The organism is Muriicola sp. Z0-33 (assembly GCF_026126425.1).
Classification (GTDB): Bacteria; Bacteroidota; Bacteroidia; order Flavobacteriales; family Flavobacteriaceae; genus JAFMPW01.
In genome coordinates this window covers 31,559-54,765 of sequence record NZ_JAFMPW010000005.1, presented here as the reverse complement: position 1 = coordinate 54,765, position 23,207 = coordinate 31,559, and the positions used below count along the sequence as shown (strand labels likewise).

Here is a 23,207-nt window from a genome sequence, read left to right as displayed (position 1 = left end):
TCATAAAATGAAACAAAGGATCTTTCAAATAGATGCGTTTGCAGAAGAAGTTTTCAAAGGAAACCCTGCTGCGGTATGCATAATGGATACCTGGATATCCGAACAAACTATGCAGCAGATAGCTATGGAAAACAATCTCGCTGAAACTGCATTTGTAGTACCTTCCGGGAGGCAATTTGAAATAAGGTGGTTTACCCCGGAAACAGAAGTTGATCTTTGTGGACATGCAACTCTGGCCTCGGCTTACGTTCTTTTTCACTATTTTGATAATATCCCTAATCCGATAGAATTTTATTCCTCAAGAAGTGGAAAACTAATTGTTGAAAACAGGAGTGATGGTTATATAACGATGGACTTCCCAAAAGACGTCTATGAGGAAATAGCCACTGTAGCTGAGATAAACCAGGCAATTGGCGCCGACCCCGTTAAAACAATTAAAGGGAAAACAGATTACCTTCTCATTTTTAATTCGCAGAAAGAAATTGAAAACATCTCCCCAAATTTTCATCTCCTGGATCAATTAGATTGCAGGGGGGTTATTATTTCAGCTCCAGGAGAATCGGTAGACTTTGTTTCCAGATTTTTTGCCCCTCAGTGCGGCATACCAGAAGACCCGGTTACAGGTTCTGCCCATACCACATTAACCCCTTACTGGTCTGAAAAGTTTAGTAAAAACAAACTCACGGCAAGACAACTCTCTCAACGTGGGGGCACACTAATTTGTGAGGATCTGGGAGAACGCATAAAAATATCGGGTAAAGCCGTTCCTTACCTTGTAGGGGAGATAGAAATTTAAATTCTTGGTACTTTTACAAAGACCTTTTAACGTTTAACACCTTGTCATGTATCCATTACGAAGAAACCGAAGACTAAGAACTACCGCATCTGTTCGCAGGCTTGTGCGTGAAACAATAATTACTCCAGATGATTTTCTTGTACCCCTTTTTGTTGTTGAAGGAAGGGGAGTAAAGGAAGAAATTTTATCTATGCCCGGCCAATACAGACTTAGTCTCGATAATTTGGAAAAGGAAGTTAAAGAACTATGGAACATGGGGCTTTGTGCGGTCTTACTTTTTGTAAAAGTTCCTGAAAATCTCAAAGATAACAAAGGTGCCGAAGCCCTGAATGAACATGGGCTGATGCACAGGGCCATAAAAGCGGTGAAAAACAGTTGCCCTGAAATGCTGGTTATGACCGATGTTGCCCTGGACCCTTACTCCTCCTTTGGCCATGACGGGATTGTTATGGGAGGTGAGGTTCTAAATGATGAGACTGTTGAACTGCTTGCAGAAATGAGTGTTTCGCATGCAAAAGCAGGGGCAGATTTTGTAGCTCCCAGCGATATGATGGATGGGAGGATTGGCATAATCAGAGAGGCTCTGGAAGATGAGGAACTGACCAATGTGGGTATTATGAGCTATAGTGCCAAATATGCAAGCGGCTTTTATGGCCCTTTCAGGGATGCATTAGATTCGGCCCCCGTTGATAGTGCGGAGATCCCCAAAGACAAAAAAACATATCAAATGGACCCTGCCAACAGGTTTGAAGCAATTAAGGCGGTAGAAATGGATATTGACGAAGGAGCCGATATTGTTATGGTAAAACCGGGGTTAGCCTATCTGGATATCGTTCGTGAGATAAAAAATGAAATTGACGTTCCTTTGGCTGTTTACCAGGTATCCGGGGAGTACGCAATGCTAAAAGCAGCTGCAGAAAAAGGATGGTTAGACCACGATACTGTGATGATGGAACAGTTGACCGCCATTAAAAGGGCAGGTGCCAATATTATCGCCTCTTATTTTGCCAAAGACGCCGTACGTTTACTGGATTAAAACGAATTATAATCCTGACTAATGTAATCTCGGAAACTTTAAGGCGCACGCTCAACTGAATATTGAAATGAAGAGATATATTTTTATACTTATTGGTTTATTCTCTTTCATGTCCCACGGACAAGGGGATACTTCGGTTCTTTTAGACGGCAGCATCGGCTCTGAATTAGCTTATTCATGGCCCTCAAAGGTAAACCTGGATTCTGTCTATATCTACTCCAGGGTAGATTCTATAATGAATGAGGGGATTAAGCAAACGGCTTTTCCCGGTGCCCAGCTCCTGGTGGCCAAAGAAGGTAAAATCATCTTCCATGAGGCTTATGGTTTTCATACCTACGACAGTCTTCAACCAGTGGCATTGAACGATATATATGATCTGGCTTCGGTAACAAAAATCGCCGGTCCATTGCCCGCTCTAATGAAGCTGGTAGATGAAAAGAAACTAGATCTGGATGCTCCTTTCAGCAATTACTGGAGGTCCTGGAAAGGAAAGAAAGATAAAAAAGACCTGACCCTGAGGGAAATACTGGCACATCAGGCTGGCTTAGAGCCCTATATTGTCTTTCTGAATACGGTAATGAAGAAAGATCGGCTTAAAAAACGCTTTATTCAGCCGGTTAAAAGCAATCGATTCCAGAAACAAGCGTATGATGGCATTTTCGTAAAGAACAAGTTTCAAAATAAAATGCATCGCATGATCCGGAGGTCTGAAGTAAATGAAGACAAAAAGTACCGTTATTCCGGCCTGACATTTTTGATTTTCCCTCAGCTAATTGAACAATTGACAGGCATGACTTACGAAAGGTATCTCAGGGAAACAATTTATGATCCTCTGGGGTGCTATACTCTGGGTTTTAATCCGGATAGATGGCAGGTGACCAATAATATTGTACCTACAGAAATAGATACATTATACCGTAAAACACTCACCCATGGATGGGTTCATGATGAAAATGCCTCTCTACTGGGTGGGGTGTCCGGAAATGCCGGACTTTTTGCAACTGCCCTGGATTTAGCCAAACTAATGCAGTTATACCAAAATTACGGAAGCTTCAATGGGCAACGTATTCTCTCAGAAAGCACTATGAAGGAGTTTACAGCAATACAATTTGCAAATAATGAAAATAGAAGAGGCCTGGGGTTCGACAAACCATTGCTAGACAACTCAGAACTTTCACTATCTGATGCATATCCGGCACCAAATGCAGCTGCTAATAGTTTTGGACATAGCGGTTTTACAGGCACTTTCGTTTGGGCCGATCCAAAAAACCAATTGGTATTTATTTTCTTGTCCAACAGGGTTTATCCCAGCCGAAGCCATAGAAAATTGTATAGCTTAAACATTAGGACCGCCTTGCACCAGGTATTTTATGAGGCTGCGAATGACTAAAATTAGCTATTTTAAATACCTATTTTATTGCTAACTTCGTTTAATATTAACGAACCATGGGACTACTAATATTCTACGCCCTTATTTCCGTAATCTTTTCCTTTTTGTGCTCTATCCTGGAGGCAGTTCTTTTGAGCGTTACCCCAACATTTATTAATTTAAAGAAAAAGGAGGGCAAGGCCTATGCGGATGATCTGGAGGTATTAAAAAAAGATGTTGATAAACCACTGATTGCCATCCTAACTTTAAATACAGTAGCACATACGGTAGGGGCTATCCTTGTAGGGGTTCAGGCTAAAGTAGCTTATACTGATCTCTATGGGAGTACAACCCGAAGCCTTATGGGCATCAGATTTACTGAAGATGTGATGGTGGGAGTAGTATCTACGGTGATGACATTACTAATTCTAATTGCTTCTGAAATTATTCCAAAAACTATAGGAGCTACTTTTTGGAAACAATTGGCCCATTTTAGTACCAGCACATTAAATATTATGGTTTGGGTACTTAAGTATACCGGTCTTCTTTGGATACTACAATTATTTACAAGACTTATAGGAAAGAAAGGGCATCACGGAAGTATTCTGACCAGAGAAGATTTCACTACAATGGCAGATATTGCCCATGAAGAAGGGGTCTTTCAGGAATCCGAGTCTACCGTTATAAAGAATTTGATTCGCTTTGATGAAGTTTTAATAAAAGATATCATGACGCCACGAAGCGTTATGAAAACAGCTTCGGAAGATAGTTCTATTCAAGAATTTTTTGAGGCTAACCCTAAATTACGCTTTTCAAGGATCCCTGTATACAGTGAACGAATGGACAACATAACCGGATTTGTGTTGAAAGACAATATACTGGAAGAGATTATTAACAAAAATGGGGAAGATAACTTGTCTTCTATCAGAAGAGATATTCTGGTCACCAGCAGAAATACCCCGATACCTCAACTCTTCGATGTTTTTATAGCAGAACGAGAGCATATCGCCCTGGTTGTAGATGAATACGGGTCTGTGAGTGGCCTGGTGAGTATGGAAGATGTATTTGAAACACTTTTAGGGCTGGAAATCATGGATGAGAGTGACAATGTAGAAGACTTACAGCAATTGGCGCGTAAAAAATGGAAGTCCAGGGCTAAACGCCTGGGAATAATTGAAGAAAATACAGATATTGAGTAATGGTGACCGCCTACATAGACACCCCTTTGGGAACTGCTTATATTGAAGGTGATGCTATTGGCTTAAAGACAATTTCTGTGTTGGAAACCCAAGAAAAGGCTACCAATATAATTCCCGAACCTCTGGAAGAGGCGGCATATCAGATAAAAGAATATTTTGAAGGCAAAAGAAAATCGTTCAATTTATCATTGAATCCCGAAGGCACTGCTTTTCAAAAAAAGGTCTGGAATGCCTTACAGCAAATCCCCTTTGGCAAAACACTTTCTTATCTTCAACTCTCTAAGCAATTGGGTGATGTAAAGGCCATTAGGGCAGTTGCCTCAGCCAATGGTAAAAATCCCTTATGGATTGTGATTCCATGCCATAGAGTCATAGGTAGTGACGGCTCCTTAACGGGCTACGCGGGTGGATTACATCGTAAAAAATGGCTCCTGGACCACGAGAGCCCTGTAAAACAACAAACACTTTTCTAAGCATAACCAACCACATGGTCTGAAAGGTCTTTTCAGAGGGCATATAAAATGCTTTTGAAGTGCATTTTGTCGATGATTTTATTTTCAAAATCTGCTGCGCACCAAGTAACGAGGATTTTTAAAAGGGAATTAACAAACTATCAGGTATGTTTACTGCTTTTGTGCTATTCAACGATATAAGTGGGGGCAAAAGGTAAATTAATATTGTCTACGAGCTGGCCTTTTGAAGAAATAATCAGGACCCCACCTTCGAGTATATTACCGTCTTGTTTGCCATAACCCACTAAAAATACATCGGCCTCTTTCTTATATGCAATTGCCGATAATACGATATTGGCTTCCAGATCTTCTTCAACCTGCCGTGCTATTCCGATCATGTCTATAATCTTGTTCTCCTGGTTGACAAAATCATATATCGCCGGAGCGGCAAGCACCGGTGAAGGTTGCGAATAGGAATAAATGTAAAACAATTTTGTATCAGAAATACTGGCGTCCAGAGGACCAGGAGCAAATAGCCTATCCAACAAAAATGCCTGCTGCTCTTTTAAATCCAGAGTATCAAAATCATATAACTGATATTCCTGGTTTTCATCACCTTCCGAGAGGATAATTACTATATCGCCCTGATCATCAATAAAAATGCTGGTAGTGGCAGGACCAAAATCTATAGTGCGCATTAAGGAATTAGTTTGCGTATTGATGATAGCTACTTTATTTGAGTTTAAATTGTCTCTGTAAGTTAGTATCAGCTTCCCGTTACTATAAATAGCCTGAAATACAATATTAACATTGAAGGCAATATTAATATCAGTTACCTCATCAGTGGCAATATCTATGGTACGAACGCCAAAATTGGTTGATCCCTGAGGACTAAAAAAACCCAGAAATAACTTGGATTCAGAATTAGCACCCCAAAGAATAGAACGTTCTTCAGATACGGTATAGAAGTTATTTAATTGATTGTTTACCCCCGTGACTGCATTTCGTTGTACCGCTGAAAAACTCCCGGCAGAAAAACTGTAAAATGTTAGAAGATCATTAACCTGACTCAACTCCAGGTATTGAAGAGCCACATTATTCTCCTGGGTGAGATTAATTAGTTCTCCTGTTTCGCCGGAAGCGGTATAGTTAAATTGATAAATATTCTCAATATCTTCACCTACCACCCTAAAATCGGGCACATTTGAGATGGGTTCTTCAAACTCAGCTGCATCATCCCGGGAACACCCCAACAATGTGGCAAGGCAAAGCACCCCACAAAACAATTTCCGGATATTCATACAACTTTTTGATTAAAGATAAACTATTTTAACAGGCCACCTCAATTATCAAAGATTTAAATGGTTCTTGTGAATTTCAAAGTTTTTGGCCCTATATGATATAGAAAATAATCGCTATCTTTAATATTCCATCATTTCAAGTCTAATTTTTTATAAAAATGCTTAAGAACGTTGCACTTACGGACATCCTCTTTCTGGATATAGAAACTGTCCCGGAAGAGGCAGAATTTGAGCAATTAGACCAGGAGAAAAGAGATTTATGGGAGCAAAAAACCAAATATCAGAGAAAAGAGGAGATAAGCGCTGAAGAATTCTATGAAAGGGCTGGAATATGGGCAGAATTTGGGAAGATTATTTGCATTTCTGTAGGATATTTTAACTTTAAGGGAAGTAGCAGAAATTTTAGAGTGACTTCTTTTTTCGGTGAAGAGATAAAATTGCTAAAAGAATTTAAGAATCTTCTCGAAGTACATTTCAATAGACCAAAGCAGTTGCTGTGTGCACATAATGGTAAGGAATTTGATTTCCCCTATATTGCCCGTAGAATGATTATTCACAGAATTCCTCTCCCTAACAAATTAGATCTTTTTGGAAAAAAACCCTGGGAGGTACCGCACCTGGACACCATGGAATTATGGAAATTTGGTGATTACAAACATTTTACTTCTTTAAAACTAATGGCCAACGTGCTGGGAATTCCTTCTCCCAAAGCCGATATTGACGGAAGTATGGTACGAGAGGTATATTACCAAGAACAAAACCTTGACAGAATTATAAGGTATTGTGAACTTGATGTAATTACCCTTGCCCAGGTATTTATAAGAATGCGAAATGAAGAGCTGCTCAGCGAAGATGAAATAAAAAGGGTTTAGCACTCTCCTCTATTGCTTTCAAACATTATATTTTAGTTGAATATAGACCGGAAAATGGTCACTATACCCCCCAAGGTACTTTTTCCCTACAAATGTCCTGAACGGATTGCCGGCATACCTTCCTTTAAACTCTGTCAGGAATCTTTCATCGAAAATATTGGCATGGGCAAAGCTATGGGTGTTTTTCTCATAATTCAAAAAACTATGAGACACAATAATCTGATCAAATAACGCCCAGGTTCTTCTATAATTGGCGCTCCCTCTGTCAGGGCTTAATAGCTTTATCATCGGATTGTAAAGTGCCCTGGAATTCACTAATGTTTTAATACTCTCTGCTGTTGGCCCATCATTAAAATCTCCCATAATGATGTAATTAGGCACTGCTTCCTCCATTTCAATTTGTTCCATAAAGGCAATTAAGGTTTGAGCAGCTTCCACACGCTTGTATTCTGTCTCTTGTCCGCCTGCCCTTCTGGAAGGCCAGTGATTTACAAATATGTGTGTTATCTCGCCATTTAATTTACCTTTCACATACAAGATGTCTCTTGTGGTATCTCTGATTCCATCAGAATTATTAACCAGCAGGGCTATGGGTTCCGAATGCAGCACTTCAAAATGAGATTTGAGAAAGAATAAGGCAGTATCTATGCCTCGCTCATCAGGAGATTCATAGTGCACATAGTCATAATCAAACTCACGAAGAGCATCAGCAGATAATAGGTCTTGAGCTACTTTTCCATTTTCAATTTCTGCTACTCCCACCAGGACAGGTGGGTGTTCAGTACTTTTTAGCCCCAGCTTAGAGATTGTGCTCGAGAGCTTATTCAGCTTTTTCTTATACCTCTTATCTGTCCATTTCTTAAATCCGTTTGGAGTGAAGTCATTATCTAATGTATGGCGATCATCTTTTGAATCAAAGAGATTTTCCAGATTGTAGAAGGCAATGGTATGGAGGTTTTTGGCTTTATTTGATCTTGAAAAGGGAAAAAGCATGGAAATTTTCAATTGAGAACTAAAATTACAAAAATCAGGTCGTTTCGATTGATTAGATTTGCATATTAATCCGATCTATGCTAGAGAAGACCAAAATTGACTATGAAAAGGCCGTACTCATTGGTGTTATTAACAGACAGCAAAATGAGGAAAAGGTGCAGGAGTATCTTGATGAATTGGAATTTCTGACATTCACTGCCGGTGGAGAAGTAACGAAACGATTTGTGCAGCGAGTAGAAATCCCCAACCCCAAAACCTATATTGGGAGCGGTAAAATGCTAGAAGTAGAGGCTTACGTCAAAGAAAATGAAATTGGTTCTGTGATTTTTGATGATGAACTCAGTCCTGTTCAACAACGCAACATTGAAAAACAGCTACGCTGCAAGATTCTGGACAGAACCGGACTTATCCTGGACATCTTTGCTCAAAGGGCTAAAACCAGCTATGCAAGGACCCAGGTAGAACTGGCACAATACGAATACCTACTTCCCAGATTAACCGGGCTTTGGACGCACCTGGAACGCCAACGTGGGGGAATAGGCATGAGAGGACCTGGAGAAACAGAAATAGAAACAGATAGAAGGATTGTCCGTGATAGAATTTCCTTACTTAAAAAAAAGTTATCCAAAATAGACCGCCAAATGGAAACCCAAAGGGGAAACCGGGGGGCTTTGGTGCGGGTGGCATTAATTGGATACACTAATGTGGGTAAATCCACGCTTATGAATGTAATAAGCAAGAGTGATGTGTTTGCAGAAAACAAACTATTTGCCACTTTAGATACCACAGTCAGGAAGGTAGTGCTTGGGAACCTCCCCTTTCTGCTGAGTGATACTGTGGGCTTTATTCGCAAGTTACCCACACAATTGGTAGAAAGTTTTAAGAGTACCCTGGACGAGGTTAGGGAAGCTGATTTGTTGTTGCATGTTGTAGATATCTCACATCCGAATTTTGAAGAACATATTGCTTCTGTAAATCATATACTGGATGAAATTAAGGCAAGTGATAAACCTACCCTAATGGTCTTTAATAAAATAGATCAGTATGTGCCCGTAGAATTGGCCGAAGATGATCTTGTTACGGAAAGAAACAGCACTCACTTTACGCTGGAAGAATGGCGCAAAACCTGGATGAACAGAAGTGGTAATTCAGTATTATTTATATCTGCCCTGAAAAAAGAAAACCTGGATGAGTTTCGGAAAAGGGTGTATAATGAAGTCAGGGACATTCATGTTTCCAGGTTTCCTTACAATAACTTTCTCTATCCGGAACACCTGGATGAATATTGAAAATATCCCCAACTTCATAGTTTCATATAAAATCGCGACTCATCAATTTACGCTTTCGGCCTGGAAACTCCCTTTAACTGTTAGGGTTTCACCACCCCCAACACCAGTGCATGTTACATTTACCTGGCCAGTGGCGTAAAAAAGGCGGGAATCAAAGTTGATACTTCCCGATTCGGACTGATAGGATATCGTACTTCCTCTATCTCCAGAAAAATTCATAAACGCATTACGGGATTCAAACAGGTCTGTCCCAATTTCATATTCTCCTGTACCCACTTTTGATCCTTTACTGGTAACCCCAAAAATTACCTGATTATCAGAATCTCTGTCTTGCGCAATTACCAGGATGGTAGTGACCTTTACATCTTTACCTTCGTAATCTTTTGTTTCAACGGTAGTCTCATTATAAACCACCCCTTGCCCCGTCAAAGTTGCATTAATTGCGCCGCTAATTTCAAATTTAAAATTTGGCTCCAATACACTACTTTCCTCGTCACTGTCTTCTGATGAGCACCCCCAAAAAAAACAAATACATAGAAAGCATTTAACAATATTCTTCATTTGATTAAAGTTTTAATTAAAAAAATACCCTATTGAAAGTTGAAATACATTGTTCTTAAATTTATCGGTATCAGACTCAATGTCATTGACATCTGAACCAAAATAATACCTGGCGGCGAAATTCAGGCCATTCTCCAATTTGTAACCGAGACCTAGTGCAAAACCAAAATCTGTTGATTTTGTTGTGTCTTTTAAATCGGTTGTGTCGCCATTGTCTTCAACTTCAGCAGATAACAAAAATCCTATTTGGGGACCAGCTTCAATACTCAGCCCTTCTGCTACATAGTATTTGGCTAATACAGGAATCGACAAGTAGTTGAGCCTTACTTCCTCATCATCATCGGATTCATCCTTAACCCCTTGTGAAGAATAAAAAAGCTCGGGTTGAAGAGAGAGCTCGTCAAGAAGTGGAATTTCTACCACCCCTCCCAAATGAAAAGATGTCCGGACTGCAGGATCATTTAAATCCGGTTTGAGCGTGGCAAGGTTAAGGCCAGCTTTAGCTCCAATGTTAATATCCTGAGCTGCTGCTGCGAAGGAAATGAACATTACAATGGTCATAGTTAAAAGTGCTTTTTTCATAATAGTGTTATTTAAGATGTTATTATTTTGTAGGGAACAATATTAGGTATGAGTTACAGGTAGTAGTTAACACTTCATAAGATCATACAGGTCAAAACTAGACCCGGCATCTCCGAAATACTAGGAGTATAGTTTCATATACTATGTAAATAGTCCCACGACCTGGTTATATAGGTGTTACAACTTGCTATGCAAGCCAATGGAAGGTAAAAAGCTAATTGGAAAGTGTACGTCATTAGTAAGGCAAGGTGAATTCTGGTTAATCAGCAAAACATATTCACCTTAATGGTATGAATGATCTATGGAAAGAGATTCGTGTAAGGCGCTACAAAGCACCTATGGGGTAACTCAGGGCATGACTAATTGTTATATGCCGAAGGCACCATTCCATACAGCGCTTTGAAACACTTAGTGAAGTAAGACAGGTCATTAAAACCAACTTTGTACGCTATTTGTGTGACAGTATCTGCATCCTGGGAAATTAATTGAGCAGCTCTTTTAAGGCGAAAGTTGCGTAATAGTTCCCCCGGCGACTCATTTGTTAAGGCTTTAATCTTTCTGTGTAATTGAGATTTACTCATTCCAAGTGCATTTTGCATGTCTGGCACACCAAATGAGCTTTCTGAATATCTGCTTTCCAGTAATTGAAGAACTTGTTCTAAAAATCTTTGATCTATAGATGTTGCTGTGACATGTTCGGGACGCAGCTGTATCTCTTTATTCGCAAAGTGCGCTTTTAGCTTTTGCCTTTGGGCAATTAGATTGGATGTTCTAACCAATAATTCCCGGGCATCAAATGGTTTGGTGAGATAATCGTCTGCACCTGTTTCCAATCCTTGAATTTTGTTTTCAACTCCTGCCTTGGCAGTGAGCATGATGACCGGGATATGACTGGTATGAATATCGGTTTTTAGTCTAGTGCACAATTCAATGCCATCCATTTTTGGCATCATCAAATCGGTTATTATGAGATCTGGCAGCTGTGAGTTTGCTTTCTTTAATCCCTGCTCTCCATTGGTGGCCTTTATAATTCTAAAATGCCCGGAAAGGTGATCTACAAGAAAGGTCTTCATGTCTTCATTATCTTCTACCAATAATACTTTGGGTAGCTTTCTGCCATCTGTCTTTTCAAAACCAAAGGTCTTTGTGCCTTCAGTATTGAAGGTGTTTTTCTGGACGTTTTTCTCTGGCCGGGCAGTTTTAATTTCTTCTATTGGCAAATGCACTGTGAAAAATGAACCTTTCCCAATTTCACTTGAAACCGTGATAGTACCATCCATAAGATCTACCAGACCTTTAGATAATGACAGGCCTATACCGGAGCCCTCTTTATCTTTTGTAGAACTGCTATCCTCCTGATAAAACCGGTCAAAGATAAAAGGCAAATTCTCTTTTGAAATACCCCGTCCGGTATCGGAAACTTCTATTCTTAATTCCTGTTCTACATATGATGATCTAAAAGAAATAGTTTCTTCATCATCACTAAATTTAAACGCATTGCTCAGCAGGTTATAAACAATTTTCTCAATTTTATCCCTGTCGAATGCCGCCCACAATACTCCGGATGGAATTTCTACTCTAAAATCTATATTGCGTTGGGCAGCGAGTGAATTAAATGAAGAAGTAGCCGCACGTAGACATTTATATATGTCTCCTTCAGTTTTTTTCAGTTGCAGACTTTTCTGATCTATTTTTGAAAGGTCGAGTAGTTGATTAACTAATTCTAAAACCCGGTTGGTGTTTCGCCTTATCATTTTAATCTGATCTCTCCTAAGTGGTTCCTCAGGATTTTGTTCAATGTGCTCAATTGGTCCTTTAATTAATGTTAAGGGGGTTCTGAATTCGTGAGATATATTGGCGAAAAAATTAGATTTGGCTTTATCCAGTTCCCGAAGTTCTCTATTCGACTTTTGTTTAATTCTAAACTGGTTATATAATAATAGGGCCAGTATGGCGGCTAGTAGTGCAAAGACAATAATGGCATTTCGCTCATTTTTCCTTTTATTAAGGAGCAGGGCCTGTAGTTTCGTCTCCGAGGCCAAGAGGGCAATTTCCTTCGTCTTTTGGTCATTCTGGTATTTGGCCTCTATTTCACTTCCAAGTTCGCGCTTCTCCCGGGTATAAAGGCTGTCTTTAAGAACGATGAATTGTTCAAGATGCTGATAGGCTTCGGCCATACTTCCCAAATTAGAAAACCTCTTTGCCAAACGCTCATGCACATCCATGGCAAGTATATCCAATTTCATGCTTTCAGCTACTTTTAAAGCAGTGTTTAAATAACCAACTGCCTTGCTACCATTATTAAGAGATTTGTACATGTCGGCTACCGCCATGCTAGAATAACCAATTTGAACGGAGTCGTCCACAGCCTGGGAAATTTCTAACGACTTTTGGTACGAGTTAAGCGCTTGATTAAAATCTTCCTTTTTACGAAAAATTTCACCCATGGTAAAATAACAGTATGAAACTCTTTTGCGGTAACCCAGCTGCTCATATAATTTCCGCCCAATATGGTTGTATACCATGGCCGAATCTAATGACCCCATATTCTTATACACCACGGATAAGTTATATGCGGCAAAAGCCCTGCCCGATACATTGTCTAATTTGATATATATACTGTCGCTCTTTTTGAAATATTCTATTGCGCTTTCATAATTTTCCAAACTCCTTTGTATATATCCAATATTACCAAGGGCCACCCCATAATTCCTTTCCTGTCCCAACTCCAGAAAGCGCTTCGAAGCTGCCGTATAGTACTCCATGGCTTTGGTATAATCTCCTGTCTGAGATAGAATACCTCCAAGACCAATATATGATCTGGCAACACGAGCGCTATCTCCCATTGCCCTGGCAATTTCAATATTCATTTGCTGATACTCCTCTGATTTCTCAAAATTTCCCTTTTGCCAAAAGGAATGCCCTGCACCAACAAGCGCATCAGATATACCTTCATTATATTGAATTCCCCTGGCTAGTTTTAAAGCAGATTTAAATACCGTTATGGCCGAATCTTCACGTGATTGTATTCTTAAAAAGCCACCATACAGGTTATAACTTGTAATCAAAGGAATCTTAAGACTGTCTTTCCTGGAAAGGGATATTGCCCGAAGTATCATTTCTTCTGCAAAAATCAATGAATCTTTCTGATATTCAGAAAAGAGTTGCTGCAACACCTTAACCTTACTCGAATCCTCTTTGGTCTGGTCCAATTTGTAGATGAGACTGTCTGCTCTGGTTTGGGACATCCCGCAAAGTGTCGATAATAGAAAAAAGAATAACAAATAAAATTTCATCCCAATATATTCCCTTACTTACAAGTTACTTAATTTTTATGCACCTTCTCCACTTCAATATTAAAGCAAAACATCAGCAACTGATTAATATATAAGTCCCAAATCATATAAGAATAGTTCCCAGAAGTTTATTGCAGCCTTATCCCTGGCTTGTTAGATACTTTTCTTCAGGCATGTCTTTCTTGGGACTAAAATGCAGTTGAGATGTTTCACAACATAATAAGGACACTTCACAACATAATTTTAATGTATTCAAAATCTCATCATACATTTACATTGTAATTAAGTTCTGGTGTTTAACCCCAAATCTAATACTGAGCCTAATTAAAAATGCTAGCCCAAATCAGCATTTCAAGTTAAAGACTATACCAAACCAAATTTTACAAAACCTGCTTAACAATTAAAGCCCTGACTATAAAGTCGGGGCTTTTTTTATTTGCCATTATTGATTTTTTGTTGTGTTGTAGTGATCTAATTGATAATTAGATTACCATTCATCGAAGAAAACGAACCACTCATATTTTTCACAACATTTAAGGCCAGGTTCACAACATAAATTAAGTGATTCCGGAATATCGCCATACATTTACATTGTAATTAAGTTTTAGTGTTGACCCCAAATCTGATACTGTTCTTAATTTAAAGTGTGGACCCCAAATCAGCACTTGACCAATATAATAACCAAGTCTTACAATCCCTACTTAGTTAAAAAAACCCTGACATTGTCAGGGTTTTTTTATTTTGTTTATGTGGCATTTGGATTAAAAGGCATAGCTCAGGCCTAAGGTCCAATAGGTCTGTAGATCATTATCAACCGTATCAAAGGTTTCAGCGGTATTACCCAATGTGTTTATTGAATAATTCAAAGCCTCTTGTTTATTACTTCTTAAACCAAAATCAAAACCTACTCCAATCATTTTCCATAAGGTATAAGCAAAAGAGTTGGTCCATGTCCAGTTACTAAGATCACCACTGCTATAGCTCTGGAACATTGAAAGATTGGTTTTAAAGTTAACCGCACCCAATTGTTTTGTATAATCTGCAACTATCTTGGCCCCTAAGGAAGATTCGAATATATTATCCTGCTTACTAAAAACAAAGTTGTAGTTGAGTGGATGAATTACCACTATCAAGTCTGTAACAGGTGTCCATGTACCTCCAACACCAAGATCTAAATATCCGGGATCATTAAAATTATTTAAAATTGTAGTACGGTATTCCCCAAGACCAGAAACGGCAAATTTCTCACTGACCTTCCTACCATAAAGCGATGATATATTAAAAACGTCTGTAGCTTCCCTAAAACCATCCTCATCTGTGTCATCGTCTTTATCATCTAACTTCACCCAATTTAAATTGACATTTCCAGAGTTCCTCCAGAAAAACTTATCCTGATTTAAATTAGCAAAAGCATTTACGGTAAAGCCGATATTCCCGGCTGAATTATTAGGAATCCCCTGTGAATACCAATTACTGAAGTTCGAAAAATTTCCGCCAATAGTTCCAAAAGCGCCTTTCTTCCATCCTGGAAGAGCGTCGATCTGTGCTTGAAGGGCATCCACTCTTCCCTGGATAGCTGCGATAGAATCTTTCTTTGCTGCTTGTGTAGCTTTTAACTCCTCTTCCGTCTGAGTAAATGCCATTTGCGTACCGGCAAAAATTAGCAGTAACAAAATTAATTTTTTCATAGTGTGTAGTGTTTATAGTGTTATGAACAGCAAATGTAATAATTGTTAATAAAACCCATGCTTTATCAACATTATTTTCGCTTGTACAATGGCACTGAAGAACAGGCCTCGCCGTACATGACACTTTTGGCAACCTGCCTGATTTTAGAAGCAGCCCACAGGTAGGCATTCTGAGGCACGGGTTTGTTACTACAGCCTTTAATTATAACAGGTTTGTCTTTAAATGGCGCAAGGTCTAGTTCTGAAAGTACTGCGAGATAAATTACAGACTCCAATTCTTCTAAATCTCCTACAATTACCTGCCTGGCGTAGGGTTGAATTTTTGTACTTATCAACATATATGCCCACCCCGGGACAATAGCCTCTGTTGAACAATGAAGTGCCACATAATCCCCTTTATATTGCTGCCAATCGTGATCCTCCACATAGCTCCTGAACTCCTTTTCTTTCAGGATTAAACCCTGGTGCAACCAATCTTTAATATCGAGTTTTCGCCTTTTCCCTTCAGGGTAGTAATCTTCGAGATTAAAAGTGACCAGTTTACTCTGGGCAACGCGGTTTAAAATGGGTTCAGTGTCTTCTTGCATCCCAATACTGACTTTATTAAGCCTTGATTATTTTTTTTTATCAGTTCCCGTAATACAAAATGTTTTGTATTTAATAAAACATCAGATTTTAAGGAACTATATCTGTAATTACAACATCCCCAATTCCAGTTTTGCTTCTTCACTCATAAGATCCTGTGTCCATGGAGGGTCGAAAGTAATTTCGACTTCAGCATCTTTAACCAAGTCTAGCGACTTTACCTTCTCTTCTACCTCTACAGGGAGGGTCTCCGCAACCGGGCAATTTGGGGAAGTAAGTGTCATCAATATTTTGACTTCATTGTCTTCGTTGACAAAGACGTCATAAATTAACCCCAGTTCATAAATATCTACAGGAATTTCCGGGTCATAAATCGTCTTAAGTACTTTTACTATTTTTTCTCCCAATTCCTGTGTATCTATTGCTGTCACTTCTTCGCTCATTTTAATTTAATTAAGTTGTGTTTGATAGGCCACGGCATATAATTTCAATTGTTTTATCATACTCACCAGACCATTTGCTCTGGTAGGTGATAAATGCTCTTTAAGTCCAATTTCATCAATAAAATCGGTGTCCGCATCAATAATATCTCTGGGTGGCTGGCCGCTAAAGACCCGTATTAATATGGCAATAATTCCTTTAGTAATTATTGCGTCACTATCCGCAGTAAAATAAAGTTTGTCGTCCTTTAGTTCCGCATGCACCCAAACTTTACTCTGGCATCCCTTTATGATGTTGTCTTCTGTCTTGAACTGCTCATCAATTAAAGGAAGAGATTTTCCGAGTTCTATCATGTATTCATAGCGCTGCATCCAATCCTCAAACAAGGAAAATTCATCAACAATTTCTTCCTGGATCTCTTTAATGGTCATAGGCTAATATAACAGTAAAATTACGATATGTATAAGTGTTTTTCAATTGTCACCTTATTTCATTAGCGCATGCCTATACAAGCATTTGCCTTGCTTTATTTACACCAGCTACTAAGCTATCCACCTCATCTTTGGTATTGTAAAAGCTAAAACTTGCCCGCACCGTACCCGGAATACTGAAAAAATCCATCACCGGTTGTGCACAATGATGACCCGTTCTCACCGCAATTCCCAGTTTATCTAATATAGCGCCAATATCATAAGGATGTATCCCTTGAATATTAAAGGAAATTACAGAGGTCTTTTGTTTGGCAGTCCCGTATATCTTTAATCCCTCTATAGATAGTAACTGTTCGGTAGCATATTCTAAAAGCTCGTGCTCATATTTTTCTATCAGGTCTAATCCAACAGAATTAAGGTAATCTATAGCGGCCCCAAAGGCTATCCCTCCACATATATTAGGCGTTCCTGCTTCAAATTTATGAGGTAAACCGGCATAAGTCGATTTTTCAAAGGTTACTTCTTCTATCATTTCGCCTCCGCCCTGATAAGGTGGAAGGGTATTTAACCATTCTTCTTTGCCATATAGTATTCCTACTCCAGTTGGCCCACACATCTTATGCGCCGAAGCCGTATAAAAATCAACGTCCAATTCCTGAAGATCGGTCTTTATATGGGGAGCCGCTTGTGCTCCGTCAATTAATACAGCCGCCCCAATATTGTGTGCAGCAGCTATCATCTCTTTAACCGGATTGATGGTGCCTAAGGCATTTGAAACATGATTGCAGAATACAAGTTTGGTTTTGCTGGTGAGCATCTCCCTATACAAATCGATACGAAGTTCTCCTTCATTGTTCATGGGGATTACCTTTAACACTGCCCCGCTCCGCTCACAAAGCATTTGCCAGGGGACAATATTTGAATGGTGTTCCATGGCAGAAACCAAAACTTCATCCCCTTTTTCCAAAAGAGAAGTAAATCCGTTGGCGACTAAATTTATGGCATGAGTAGTACCGGAGGTAAATATTATCTCCTTGGATTTGGCAGCGTTAAAATGCCTCTGGATTTTTTGTCTGGCCAATTCGTATTTATCCGTTGCTTCTTGCGATAAACTATGTACCCCTCTGTGAATATTTGCATTGTAATTCTGGTAATAATCCACTATTACATCTATAACTTGCTGAGGTGTTTGAGAAGTTGCAGCATTATCCAGATACACTAAGGGTTTCCCATTAACTTCTCTTTTAAGAATTGGGAAATCTTTTCGAATAGCTTCTATATCTAAGGCCGTCTGTATCATTTCTAAGATGGATAATGATGCTACATTAATACAAGAATTGATCTCTATAGTTCAAATCCCAATCGGACACCAAGTTTATTGGCAATTAACTTATTAATTCTGGTTTTAAGCGCCGGAAGTCGTACACTTTCCAGGACATTATTTGCAAATGCATACATTAACAGAGCAGATGCTTCCTTTTTTGGGATGCCTCTTGATCTTAAATAATACAAGGCCTCTTCATCCAATTGTCCAATGGTGCACCCATGAGAACATTTTACGTCATCTGCAAAAATTTCCAATTGAGGTTTGGTATTAATTGTAGCCTTATCACTTATGAGAATGTTATTATTTTGCTGAAAGGCATTTGTTTTCTGGGCAATCTTATCTACTATAATCTTACCGTTAAAAACTCCGGTAGATTTCTCTCCATATATCCCTTTATAATCCTGATGACTCTCGCAATTTGGTTGTCTGTGATGTACCAGGGTATGATGATCTATATGTTGTTTCTCCCCTAGAATAGAAACTCCTTTCATGGTAGAATTAACGTGTTCTCCATCCTGGTAAAAATTCAGATTATTCCTTGTAAGTTTCCCGCCAAAAGAAAAGGTATGTACTTTAACCGTACTGGTATCTTTTTGAGAAATATAAGTGTTATCTATTAACGAGGCCGACTTTACATTATTCTGCACTTTGTAATAGTCTATATTGGCGTGCTTAGCAGCATAAATTTCTGTAACCGAATTGGTAAGCACTTCATTAGAGGTAAGGCTCTGATGTCTTTCAATTACCTGAAGCTCGGCATTTTCTTCGACTATTATTAAATTTCTGGGCTGTAGCATTAAATTGGCCTCATTCCCAGTCGCAAAGTGCAGGATCTCAACCGGCTTCTTTGGTGCTTTGTTCTTTGGGATATAAATATAAGCCCCTTCCTGACTAAAAGCCGTATTTAATGTGGTGAGCGAATCTTCCCCGGAAGCAACTTTATTAAAATAGGTATCAATAACAGCCTTGTACATAGGTTTTGTCAAAGCCGAACTCATCAGGCAAATATCTACGCCGTCATGTGTGGTTTCCGAAAGATATGAACTATAGATACCGTCTATAAATACTATCTTATAGGTATCTATTTCATGTAAAAAGTACTTTTTTACATCTTTGTATTCCAAGGCATTTACTTCCTTAGGAAATATGCTGAAATCTATCTTCAGCAAACTGTTAAGCGAAGTATATTTCCACGCCTCTTGTTTTTTATTAGGGAAACCTTTGTTTTCAAAGTTTTTGATGGCTTCGGACCTGATGTCATGAACAAAGTGATCTATATCAACATTGTTCTCGAAGGCCATAAAAGAGGAAACTAATTTTTCTTTTAAATCCATTTCTTAGTGGTATTCAGTACAGCGTTATGAGGATTAAATAGCTATCCATTGCCTTACGCCCTCAGGGCAGTCTAAACAACAGCCTCGTTTTTTATCCAGTCGTATCCTTTCTCCTCTAGCTCAAGAGCAAGATCTTTGTTCCCCGACTTAACAATTTTACCTTCATGTAAAACATGTACAAAATCCGGGACTATATATTCTAACAGTCGCTGATAATGCGTTATAACTATGACAGCATTATCTTTACTCTTTAGCTTATTTACGCCATTGGCTACAATTCTTAAAGCATCTATATCCAAACCGGAATCCGTTTCGTCTAGAATGGCTAGCTTAGGTTCTAACATGGCCATCTGAAAGATTTCATTTCGTTTCTTCTCCCCTCCGGAAAACCCTTCGTTAAGCGAGCGCGATAAAAACCTTCGATCAATATCCAGCATTGCCGATTTCTCCCGAATAAGTTTAAGCATCTCATTTGCAGGCATATCCTCTTTGCCTCTGGCTTTTCTGGATTCGTTAATTGCCGTTTTCATGAAATTGGTTACGGATACACCGGGAATCTCTACAGGATATTGAAAGGAGAGGAAAATCCCGTTATGAGCCCTTTCTTCTGGTGCCATATCTTCAAGGTCTTTCCCTTCAAAAAAGATTACCCCCTCTGTTACTTCAAATTCCTCTTTCCCGGCAATTACTGAAGCAAGAGTACTTTTTCCTGAACCATTGGGCCCCATAATAGCATGCACTTCTCCTGGCGCCACCTCCAAATTAATCCCGTTCAGGATTTCATTTCCTTCTACCCCTGCGTGTAGATTTTTAATTTTCAGCATTTTCTTTATTTTAAAAATTTAGGTGCCTTAGGCATTTTATCAAAGTCTTCTTTCTGATGTTGCAGGTACACTTTGGCATTCTTTTCTTTTGCAAATGCCTCAAAAGCGTCCATGCTTGCCAGCGTTTGGGCTACATCAAAATTGAAAATTGGTACGCGTTTAAACTCCCTGTTCTCATATAAATGATAGAGATCTCCGGTTAAGAGTAAAGGTCCGTGCTCTGCCAAATCCAAATACAATACCTGATGACCCGGGGTATGTCCGGGCATGGATTTTATGATTACAGATCCGTCTCCAAACACATCAAAATCGCCATTTAGTTTCTTTACCTTGGTAAGTTCCTTGATAGCGTTGTAATTATCAGCATTATTTTGCTGAGATTCTTCACTTGTTATAAAATCATATTCCGCCCCTTGAACTAACCATGTGGCATCTTTAAAGACATTGGCATGCCCGGTATGATCAAAATGGGTGTGAGAAACCGCAAGGTATTTAATGTCCTCTATTGAGAGGTCGATACTCTTTAGTTGATTTTTTACAGAATCTTTCCTTGAAACGGTAAAATTTCCATCAGGAGAGGTAAACGGCTCATCCATAGCTGCCAATGCTTCTGGCAAGCCGGCATCCCACATCAGGTTCCCGTCGGGATGGCTAATTACATAAAATGCATCGGCAAACTCCTTGCTCTGCCCCTGGTAAGTGGTATCCTGCGAAAACAATTCAAGATTATTAACCATTACCGTGCCCCCGCTAAAAGTATAAAGCTTTACTTCCGGCGCAATTTTTTCGTTCTTTGCCGCCGCCGCCTGGGAATTTTTCTCCTTTTGCTCCTTGCAGGATAAAACGACTAAGCTTAACAGGCCAATAATTACTATTTTTTTCATTTCTGCCATACTGTGTATTATCATTATCCTACAGATCCTTCAAGACTTATTTCCAACAGCTTCTGAGCCTCCACGGCAAACTCCATAGGTAACTTGTTTAAAACTTCTTTACTAAATCCGTTTACAATAAGTGCAATGGCCTTCTCTGTATCTATACCTCTTTGATTGCAATAGAAAATCTGGTCTTCCCCTATTTTACTAGTGGTGGCCTCATGTTCTATCTGCGCCGATTTGTTTTTTGCCTCTATATAGGGAAAAGTATGTGCTCCGCATTCATTCCCCATAAGCAGGGAATCACACTGAGAAAAGTTTCTGGCATTCTCAGCTCTGCTGTTCACCTGGACCAAACCTCTGTAGCTATTCTGAGATTTCCCGGCCGAAATCCCTTTAGAGATAATTGTGCTCTTGGTGTTTTTACCAATATGCACCATTTTTGTTCCTGTATCCGCCTGCTGGTAATTATTGGTAACAGCTATAGAATAAAACTCTCCTATTGCGTTATCTCCCTTTAATATACATGAGGGATACTTCCATGTAATCGCCGAACCTGTCTCTACCTGTGTCCAGGAAATTTTTGCATTTTTTTCACATATTCCCCTCTTAGTCACAAAGTTATAAACGCCGCCCTTACCTTCTTTATCACCGGGGAACCAGTTTTGTACCGTTGAGTATTTTATTTCTGAATCATCTAAAGCTATTAATTCAACCACTGCGGCATGTAATTGGTTTTCATCACGTGAAGGCGCTGTACAACCCTCGAGATAACTCACATAGCTTCCTTCATCGGCAATAACCAAGGTTCTTTCAAATTGACCTGTTCCTGCCTGATTGATTCTGAAATAGGTAGAAAGTTCCATAGGGCATCTTACCCCTTTTGGGATATAGCAAAAAGAACCATCAGAAAAAACAGCGGAATTTAGCGCTGCGTAAAAATTATCTTTTTGAGGTACCACGGTACCAAGATATTTTCTAACCAAATCCGGATGTTCCTGAATGGCTTCTGATATAGAACAGAAAATAATTCCTTTCTCTGCCAGGGTTTTTTTAAATGTGGTAGCCACTGAAACCGAATCCATCACTATATCCACTGCCACTCCAGCCAGTTTTTTTTGCTCATCCAGAGAAATCCCTAATTTTTCGAAAGTTGCGAGCAATTCAGGGTCTACCTCATCTAAGCTCTCATATTTTGGTTTTTTGTTAGGTGCAGAATAATAAGAGATGTCCTGGAAATCTGGTTTCTTATAATGAATATTGGCCCATTCCGGCTCAACCATATCTTTCCAGGCCCGGAAAGCCTCAAGACGCCATTGGGTCATCCATTCCGGTTCATCTTTCTTTTTAGAAATCGCCCTGACAATATCTTCATTTAGTCCTTTCGGTAGCGTATCCGACTCAATATCGGTATAGAAACCATACTCGTACTCTTTTGTTTCGAGCTCTTTCTTAAGTTCTTCTTCGGTATATGCCATTTTTTGATCTGAGGCTGTTGATTAAAACCGCCTGTTGCTTATTTAATTATCAAATATGTTTTAGAGGGAAAAACTTTCTCCACAACCACAAGTTCTTTGTGCATTGGGATTATTAAATACGAATCCTTTGCCGTTAAGGCCTCCAGAGTATTCTAAGGTGGTACCTACCAGATAAAGAAAACTCTTCTTATCTACAATGATCCGAACGCTGTTATCCTCAAAAACCTTATCGGCTTCCCCGGCAATTTCATCAAACTTAAGTTCATAAGACAGCCCACTACAACCCCCGCTTTTCACACCAACTCGTACAAAATCTTTTGAAGCATCAAACCCTTCTTCCGTCATAAGGTTGATCACTCGCTGCTTTGCCGTATCAGAAACCTGTATCATTCTTATAATATTTATGTACTAATGCTTATTTAGTACAATTCTAAATAGTTTACAAATATAGGTTATAAGTAGGGTTTTACCATAGAAC

At 39.2% G+C, this 23,207-nt stretch carries 22 protein-coding genes; 7 read left to right on the top strand and 15 right to left on the bottom strand.

Translation table 11 applies throughout. From position 1 onward, the window contains the following. Positions 1 to 7 precede the first annotated feature (7 nt). The 5 genes from J1G40_RS08865 to J1G40_RS08845 all read left to right on the top strand — a co-directional run bounded on the left by J1G40_RS08865 (position 8) and on the right by J1G40_RS08845 (position 4,873). The gene (locus J1G40_RS08865) at positions 8 to 796 is read left to right on the top strand and encodes a PhzF family phenazine biosynthesis protein (RefSeq protein WP_265242270.1); all 789 of its coding nucleotides are present in this window, start codon (positions 8 to 10) and stop codon (positions 794 to 796) included. 46 nt (positions 797 to 842) lie between these two features. After that, positions 843 to 1,832: a porphobilinogen synthase gene (gene hemB / locus J1G40_RS08860; protein ID WP_265242269.1), complete on the top strand. Its 990-nt coding sequence runs from the start codon at positions 843 to 845 to the stop codon at positions 1,830 to 1,832. A 67-nt stretch (positions 1,833 to 1,899) separates the two neighbouring features. Then, the gene (locus J1G40_RS08855; RefSeq protein ID WP_265242268.1) at positions 1,900 to 3,222 is read left to right on the top strand and encodes a serine hydrolase domain-containing protein; all 1,323 of its coding nucleotides are present in this window, start codon (positions 1,900 to 1,902) and stop codon (positions 3,220 to 3,222) included. A gap of 56 nt (positions 3,223 to 3,278) precedes the next feature. Beyond that, a complete protein-coding gene (locus J1G40_RS08850; protein ID WP_265242267.1) occupies positions 3,279 to 4,400 on the top strand; it encodes a CNNM domain-containing protein in 1,122 nt (373 codons plus the stop codon). Beyond that, positions 4,400 to 4,873, top strand: coding sequence for a methylated-DNA--[protein]-cysteine S-methyltransferase (locus J1G40_RS08845; protein WP_265242266.1), 474 nt, complete (start codon positions 4,400 to 4,402; stop codon positions 4,871 to 4,873). The genes J1G40_RS08850 and J1G40_RS08845 overlap by 1 nt, the downstream gene beginning before the upstream one ends. Before the next feature lie 164 nt (positions 4,874 to 5,037). Here the strand turns inward: J1G40_RS08845 and J1G40_RS08840 are convergent, their stop codons facing one another. After that, the gene (locus tag J1G40_RS08840; RefSeq protein WP_265242265.1) at positions 5,038 to 6,153 is read right to left on the bottom strand and encodes a hypothetical protein; all 1,116 of its coding nucleotides are present in this window, start codon (positions 6,151 to 6,153) and stop codon (positions 5,038 to 5,040) included. A 158-nt stretch (positions 6,154 to 6,311) separates the two neighbouring features. On the opposite strand from J1G40_RS08840, the gene J1G40_RS08835 reads away from it, so the two are divergent. Further along, positions 6,312 to 7,025, top strand: coding sequence for a 3'-5' exonuclease (locus J1G40_RS08835; protein ID WP_265242264.1), 714 nt, complete (start codon positions 6,312 to 6,314; stop codon positions 7,023 to 7,025). Between the two features lie 18 nt (positions 7,026 to 7,043). Here J1G40_RS08835 and J1G40_RS08830 read toward each other — a convergent pair whose 3' ends face one another. Continuing rightward, complete coding sequence (locus J1G40_RS08830) at positions 7,044 to 8,018, bottom strand: endonuclease (RefSeq protein WP_265242263.1); 975 nt, start codon at positions 8,016 to 8,018, stop codon at positions 7,044 to 7,046. A gap of 77 nt (positions 8,019 to 8,095) precedes the next feature. Between J1G40_RS08830 and hflX the strand changes: the two genes are divergently transcribed. Beyond that, positions 8,096 to 9,307, top strand: a complete 1,212-nt coding sequence (hflX, locus tag J1G40_RS08825; protein WP_265242262.1) for a GTPase HflX — start codon at positions 8,096 to 8,098, stop codon at positions 9,305 to 9,307. A gap of 42 nt (positions 9,308 to 9,349) precedes the next feature. Here the strand turns inward: hflX and J1G40_RS08820 are convergent, their stop codons facing one another. The 13 genes from J1G40_RS08820 to J1G40_RS08760 all read right to left on the bottom strand — a co-directional run bounded on the left by J1G40_RS08820 (position 9,350) and on the right by J1G40_RS08760 (position 23,119). Then, positions 9,350 to 9,868 carry a hypothetical protein gene (locus J1G40_RS08820; RefSeq protein WP_265242261.1) on the bottom strand — a complete coding sequence of 173 codons (519 nt, stop codon included), beginning with the start codon at positions 9,866 to 9,868 and terminating at the stop codon, positions 9,350 to 9,352. 12 nt (positions 9,869 to 9,880) lie between these two features. Then, positions 9,881 to 10,450 (bottom strand): porin family protein, encoded by a 570-nt coding sequence (locus J1G40_RS08815; RefSeq protein WP_265242260.1) that lies wholly within the window; start codon positions 10,448 to 10,450, stop codon positions 9,881 to 9,883. Positions 10,451 to 10,809: 359 nt separating this feature from the next. Continuing rightward, positions 10,810 to 13,698 (bottom strand): tetratricopeptide repeat protein, encoded by a 2,889-nt coding sequence (locus J1G40_RS08810; RefSeq protein WP_265242259.1) that lies wholly within the window; start codon positions 13,696 to 13,698, stop codon positions 10,810 to 10,812. 809 nt (positions 13,699 to 14,507) lie between these two features. Further along, complete coding sequence (locus J1G40_RS08805; protein WP_265242258.1) at positions 14,508 to 15,434, bottom strand: DUF3078 domain-containing protein; 927 nt, start codon at positions 15,432 to 15,434, stop codon at positions 14,508 to 14,510. 71 nt (positions 15,435 to 15,505) lie between these two features. Further along, complete coding sequence (locus tag J1G40_RS08800) at positions 15,506 to 16,021, bottom strand: DUF2480 family protein (protein WP_265242257.1); 516 nt, start codon at positions 16,019 to 16,021, stop codon at positions 15,506 to 15,508. 108 nt (positions 16,022 to 16,129) lie between these two features. After that, positions 16,130 to 16,462 carry an SUF system Fe-S cluster assembly protein gene (locus J1G40_RS08795; protein WP_265242256.1) on the bottom strand — a complete coding sequence of 111 codons (333 nt, stop codon included), beginning with the start codon at positions 16,460 to 16,462 and terminating at the stop codon, positions 16,130 to 16,132. A 6-nt stretch (positions 16,463 to 16,468) separates the two neighbouring features. After that, a complete protein-coding gene (locus J1G40_RS08790) occupies positions 16,469 to 16,891 on the bottom strand; it encodes a SufE family protein (protein ID WP_265242255.1) in 423 nt (140 codons plus the stop codon). A gap of 73 nt (positions 16,892 to 16,964) precedes the next feature. After that, positions 16,965 to 18,191, bottom strand: coding sequence for an aminotransferase class V-fold PLP-dependent enzyme (locus J1G40_RS08785; RefSeq protein WP_265242254.1), 1,227 nt, complete (start codon positions 18,189 to 18,191; stop codon positions 16,965 to 16,967). Positions 18,192 to 18,235: 44 nt separating this feature from the next. Continuing rightward, complete coding sequence (gene sufD / locus J1G40_RS08780) at positions 18,236 to 19,552, bottom strand: Fe-S cluster assembly protein SufD (RefSeq protein WP_265242253.1); 1,317 nt, start codon at positions 19,550 to 19,552, stop codon at positions 18,236 to 18,238. Positions 19,553 to 19,623: 71 nt separating this feature from the next. Beyond that, a complete protein-coding gene (sufC, locus tag J1G40_RS08775; RefSeq protein WP_265242252.1) occupies positions 19,624 to 20,376 on the bottom strand; it encodes a Fe-S cluster assembly ATPase SufC in 753 nt (250 codons plus the stop codon). Between the two features lie 5 nt (positions 20,377 to 20,381). Further along, positions 20,382 to 21,260, bottom strand: a complete 879-nt coding sequence (locus tag J1G40_RS08770) for an N-acyl homoserine lactonase family protein (protein ID WP_265242251.1) — start codon at positions 21,258 to 21,260, stop codon at positions 20,382 to 20,384. Positions 21,261 to 21,283: 23 nt separating this feature from the next. After that, positions 21,284 to 22,729 (bottom strand): Fe-S cluster assembly protein SufB, encoded by a 1,446-nt coding sequence (gene sufB / locus J1G40_RS08765; RefSeq protein WP_265242250.1) that lies wholly within the window; start codon positions 22,727 to 22,729, stop codon positions 21,284 to 21,286. Between the two features lie 60 nt (positions 22,730 to 22,789). Next, the gene (locus J1G40_RS08760) at positions 22,790 to 23,119 is read right to left on the bottom strand and encodes a HesB/IscA family protein (protein WP_265242249.1); all 330 of its coding nucleotides are present in this window, start codon (positions 23,117 to 23,119) and stop codon (positions 22,790 to 22,792) included. Positions 23,120 to 23,207: the final 88 nt, after the last annotated feature.

Bases quoted from the DNA above. Each gene is read 5' to 3' on its own strand.
- J1G40_RS08865 (WP_265242270.1), top strand. From the start codon at position 8: ATGAAACAAAGGATCTTTCAAATAGATGCGTTTGCAGAAGAAGTTTTC.
- hemB (WP_265242269.1), top strand. From the start codon at position 843: ATGTATCCATTACGAAGAAACCGAAGACTAAGAACTACCGCATCTGTT.
- J1G40_RS08855 (WP_265242268.1), top strand. From the start codon at position 1,900: ATGAAGAGATATATTTTTATACTTATTGGTTTATTCTCTTTCATGTCC.
- J1G40_RS08850 (WP_265242267.1), top strand. From the start codon at position 3,279: ATGGGACTACTAATATTCTACGCCCTTATTTCCGTAATCTTTTCCTTT.
- J1G40_RS08845 (WP_265242266.1), top strand. From the start codon at position 4,400: ATGGTGACCGCCTACATAGACACCCCTTTGGGAACTGCTTATATTGAA.
- J1G40_RS08840 (WP_265242265.1), bottom strand. From the start codon at position 6,153: ATGAATATCCGGAAATTGTTTTGTGGGGTGCTTTGCCTTGCCACATTG.
- J1G40_RS08835 (WP_265242264.1), top strand. From the start codon at position 6,312: ATGCTTAAGAACGTTGCACTTACGGACATCCTCTTTCTGGATATAGAA.
- J1G40_RS08830 (WP_265242263.1), bottom strand. From the start codon at position 8,018: ATGCTTTTTCCCTTTTCAAGATCAAATAAAGCCAAAAACCTCCATACC.
- hflX (WP_265242262.1), top strand. From the start codon at position 8,096: ATGCTAGAGAAGACCAAAATTGACTATGAAAAGGCCGTACTCATTGGT.
- J1G40_RS08820 (WP_265242261.1), bottom strand. From the start codon at position 9,868: ATGAAGAATATTGTTAAATGCTTTCTATGTATTTGTTTTTTTTGGGGG.
- J1G40_RS08815 (WP_265242260.1), bottom strand. From the start codon at position 10,450: ATGAAAAAAGCACTTTTAACTATGACCATTGTAATGTTCATTTCCTTC.
- J1G40_RS08810 (WP_265242259.1), bottom strand. From the start codon at position 13,698: ATGTCCCAAACCAGAGCAGACAGTCTCATCTACAAATTGGACCAGACC.
- J1G40_RS08805 (WP_265242258.1), bottom strand. From the start codon at position 15,434: ATGAAAAAATTAATTTTGTTACTGCTAATTTTTGCCGGTACGCAAATG.
- J1G40_RS08800 (WP_265242257.1), bottom strand. From the start codon at position 16,021: ATGCAAGAAGACACTGAACCCATTTTAAACCGCGTTGCCCAGAGTAAA.
- J1G40_RS08795 (WP_265242256.1), bottom strand. From the start codon at position 16,462: ATGAGCGAAGAAGTGACAGCAATAGATACACAGGAATTGGGAGAAAAA.
- J1G40_RS08790 (WP_265242255.1), bottom strand. From the start codon at position 16,891: ATGACCATTAAAGAGATCCAGGAAGAAATTGTTGATGAATTTTCCTTG.
- J1G40_RS08785 (WP_265242254.1), bottom strand. From the start codon at position 18,191: ATGATACAGACGGCCTTAGATATAGAAGCTATTCGAAAAGATTTCCCA.
- sufD (WP_265242253.1), bottom strand. From the start codon at position 19,552: ATGGATTTAAAAGAAAAATTAGTTTCCTCTTTTATGGCCTTCGAGAAC.
- sufC (WP_265242252.1), bottom strand. From the start codon at position 20,376: ATGCTGAAAATTAAAAATCTACACGCAGGGGTAGAAGGAAATGAAATC.
- J1G40_RS08770 (WP_265242251.1), bottom strand. From the start codon at position 21,260: ATGAAAAAAATAGTAATTATTGGCCTGTTAAGCTTAGTCGTTTTATCC.
- sufB (WP_265242250.1), bottom strand. From the start codon at position 22,729: ATGGCATATACCGAAGAAGAACTTAAGAAAGAGCTCGAAACAAAAGAG.
- J1G40_RS08760 (WP_265242249.1), bottom strand. From the start codon at position 23,119: ATGATACAGGTTTCTGATACGGCAAAGCAGCGAGTGATCAACCTTATG.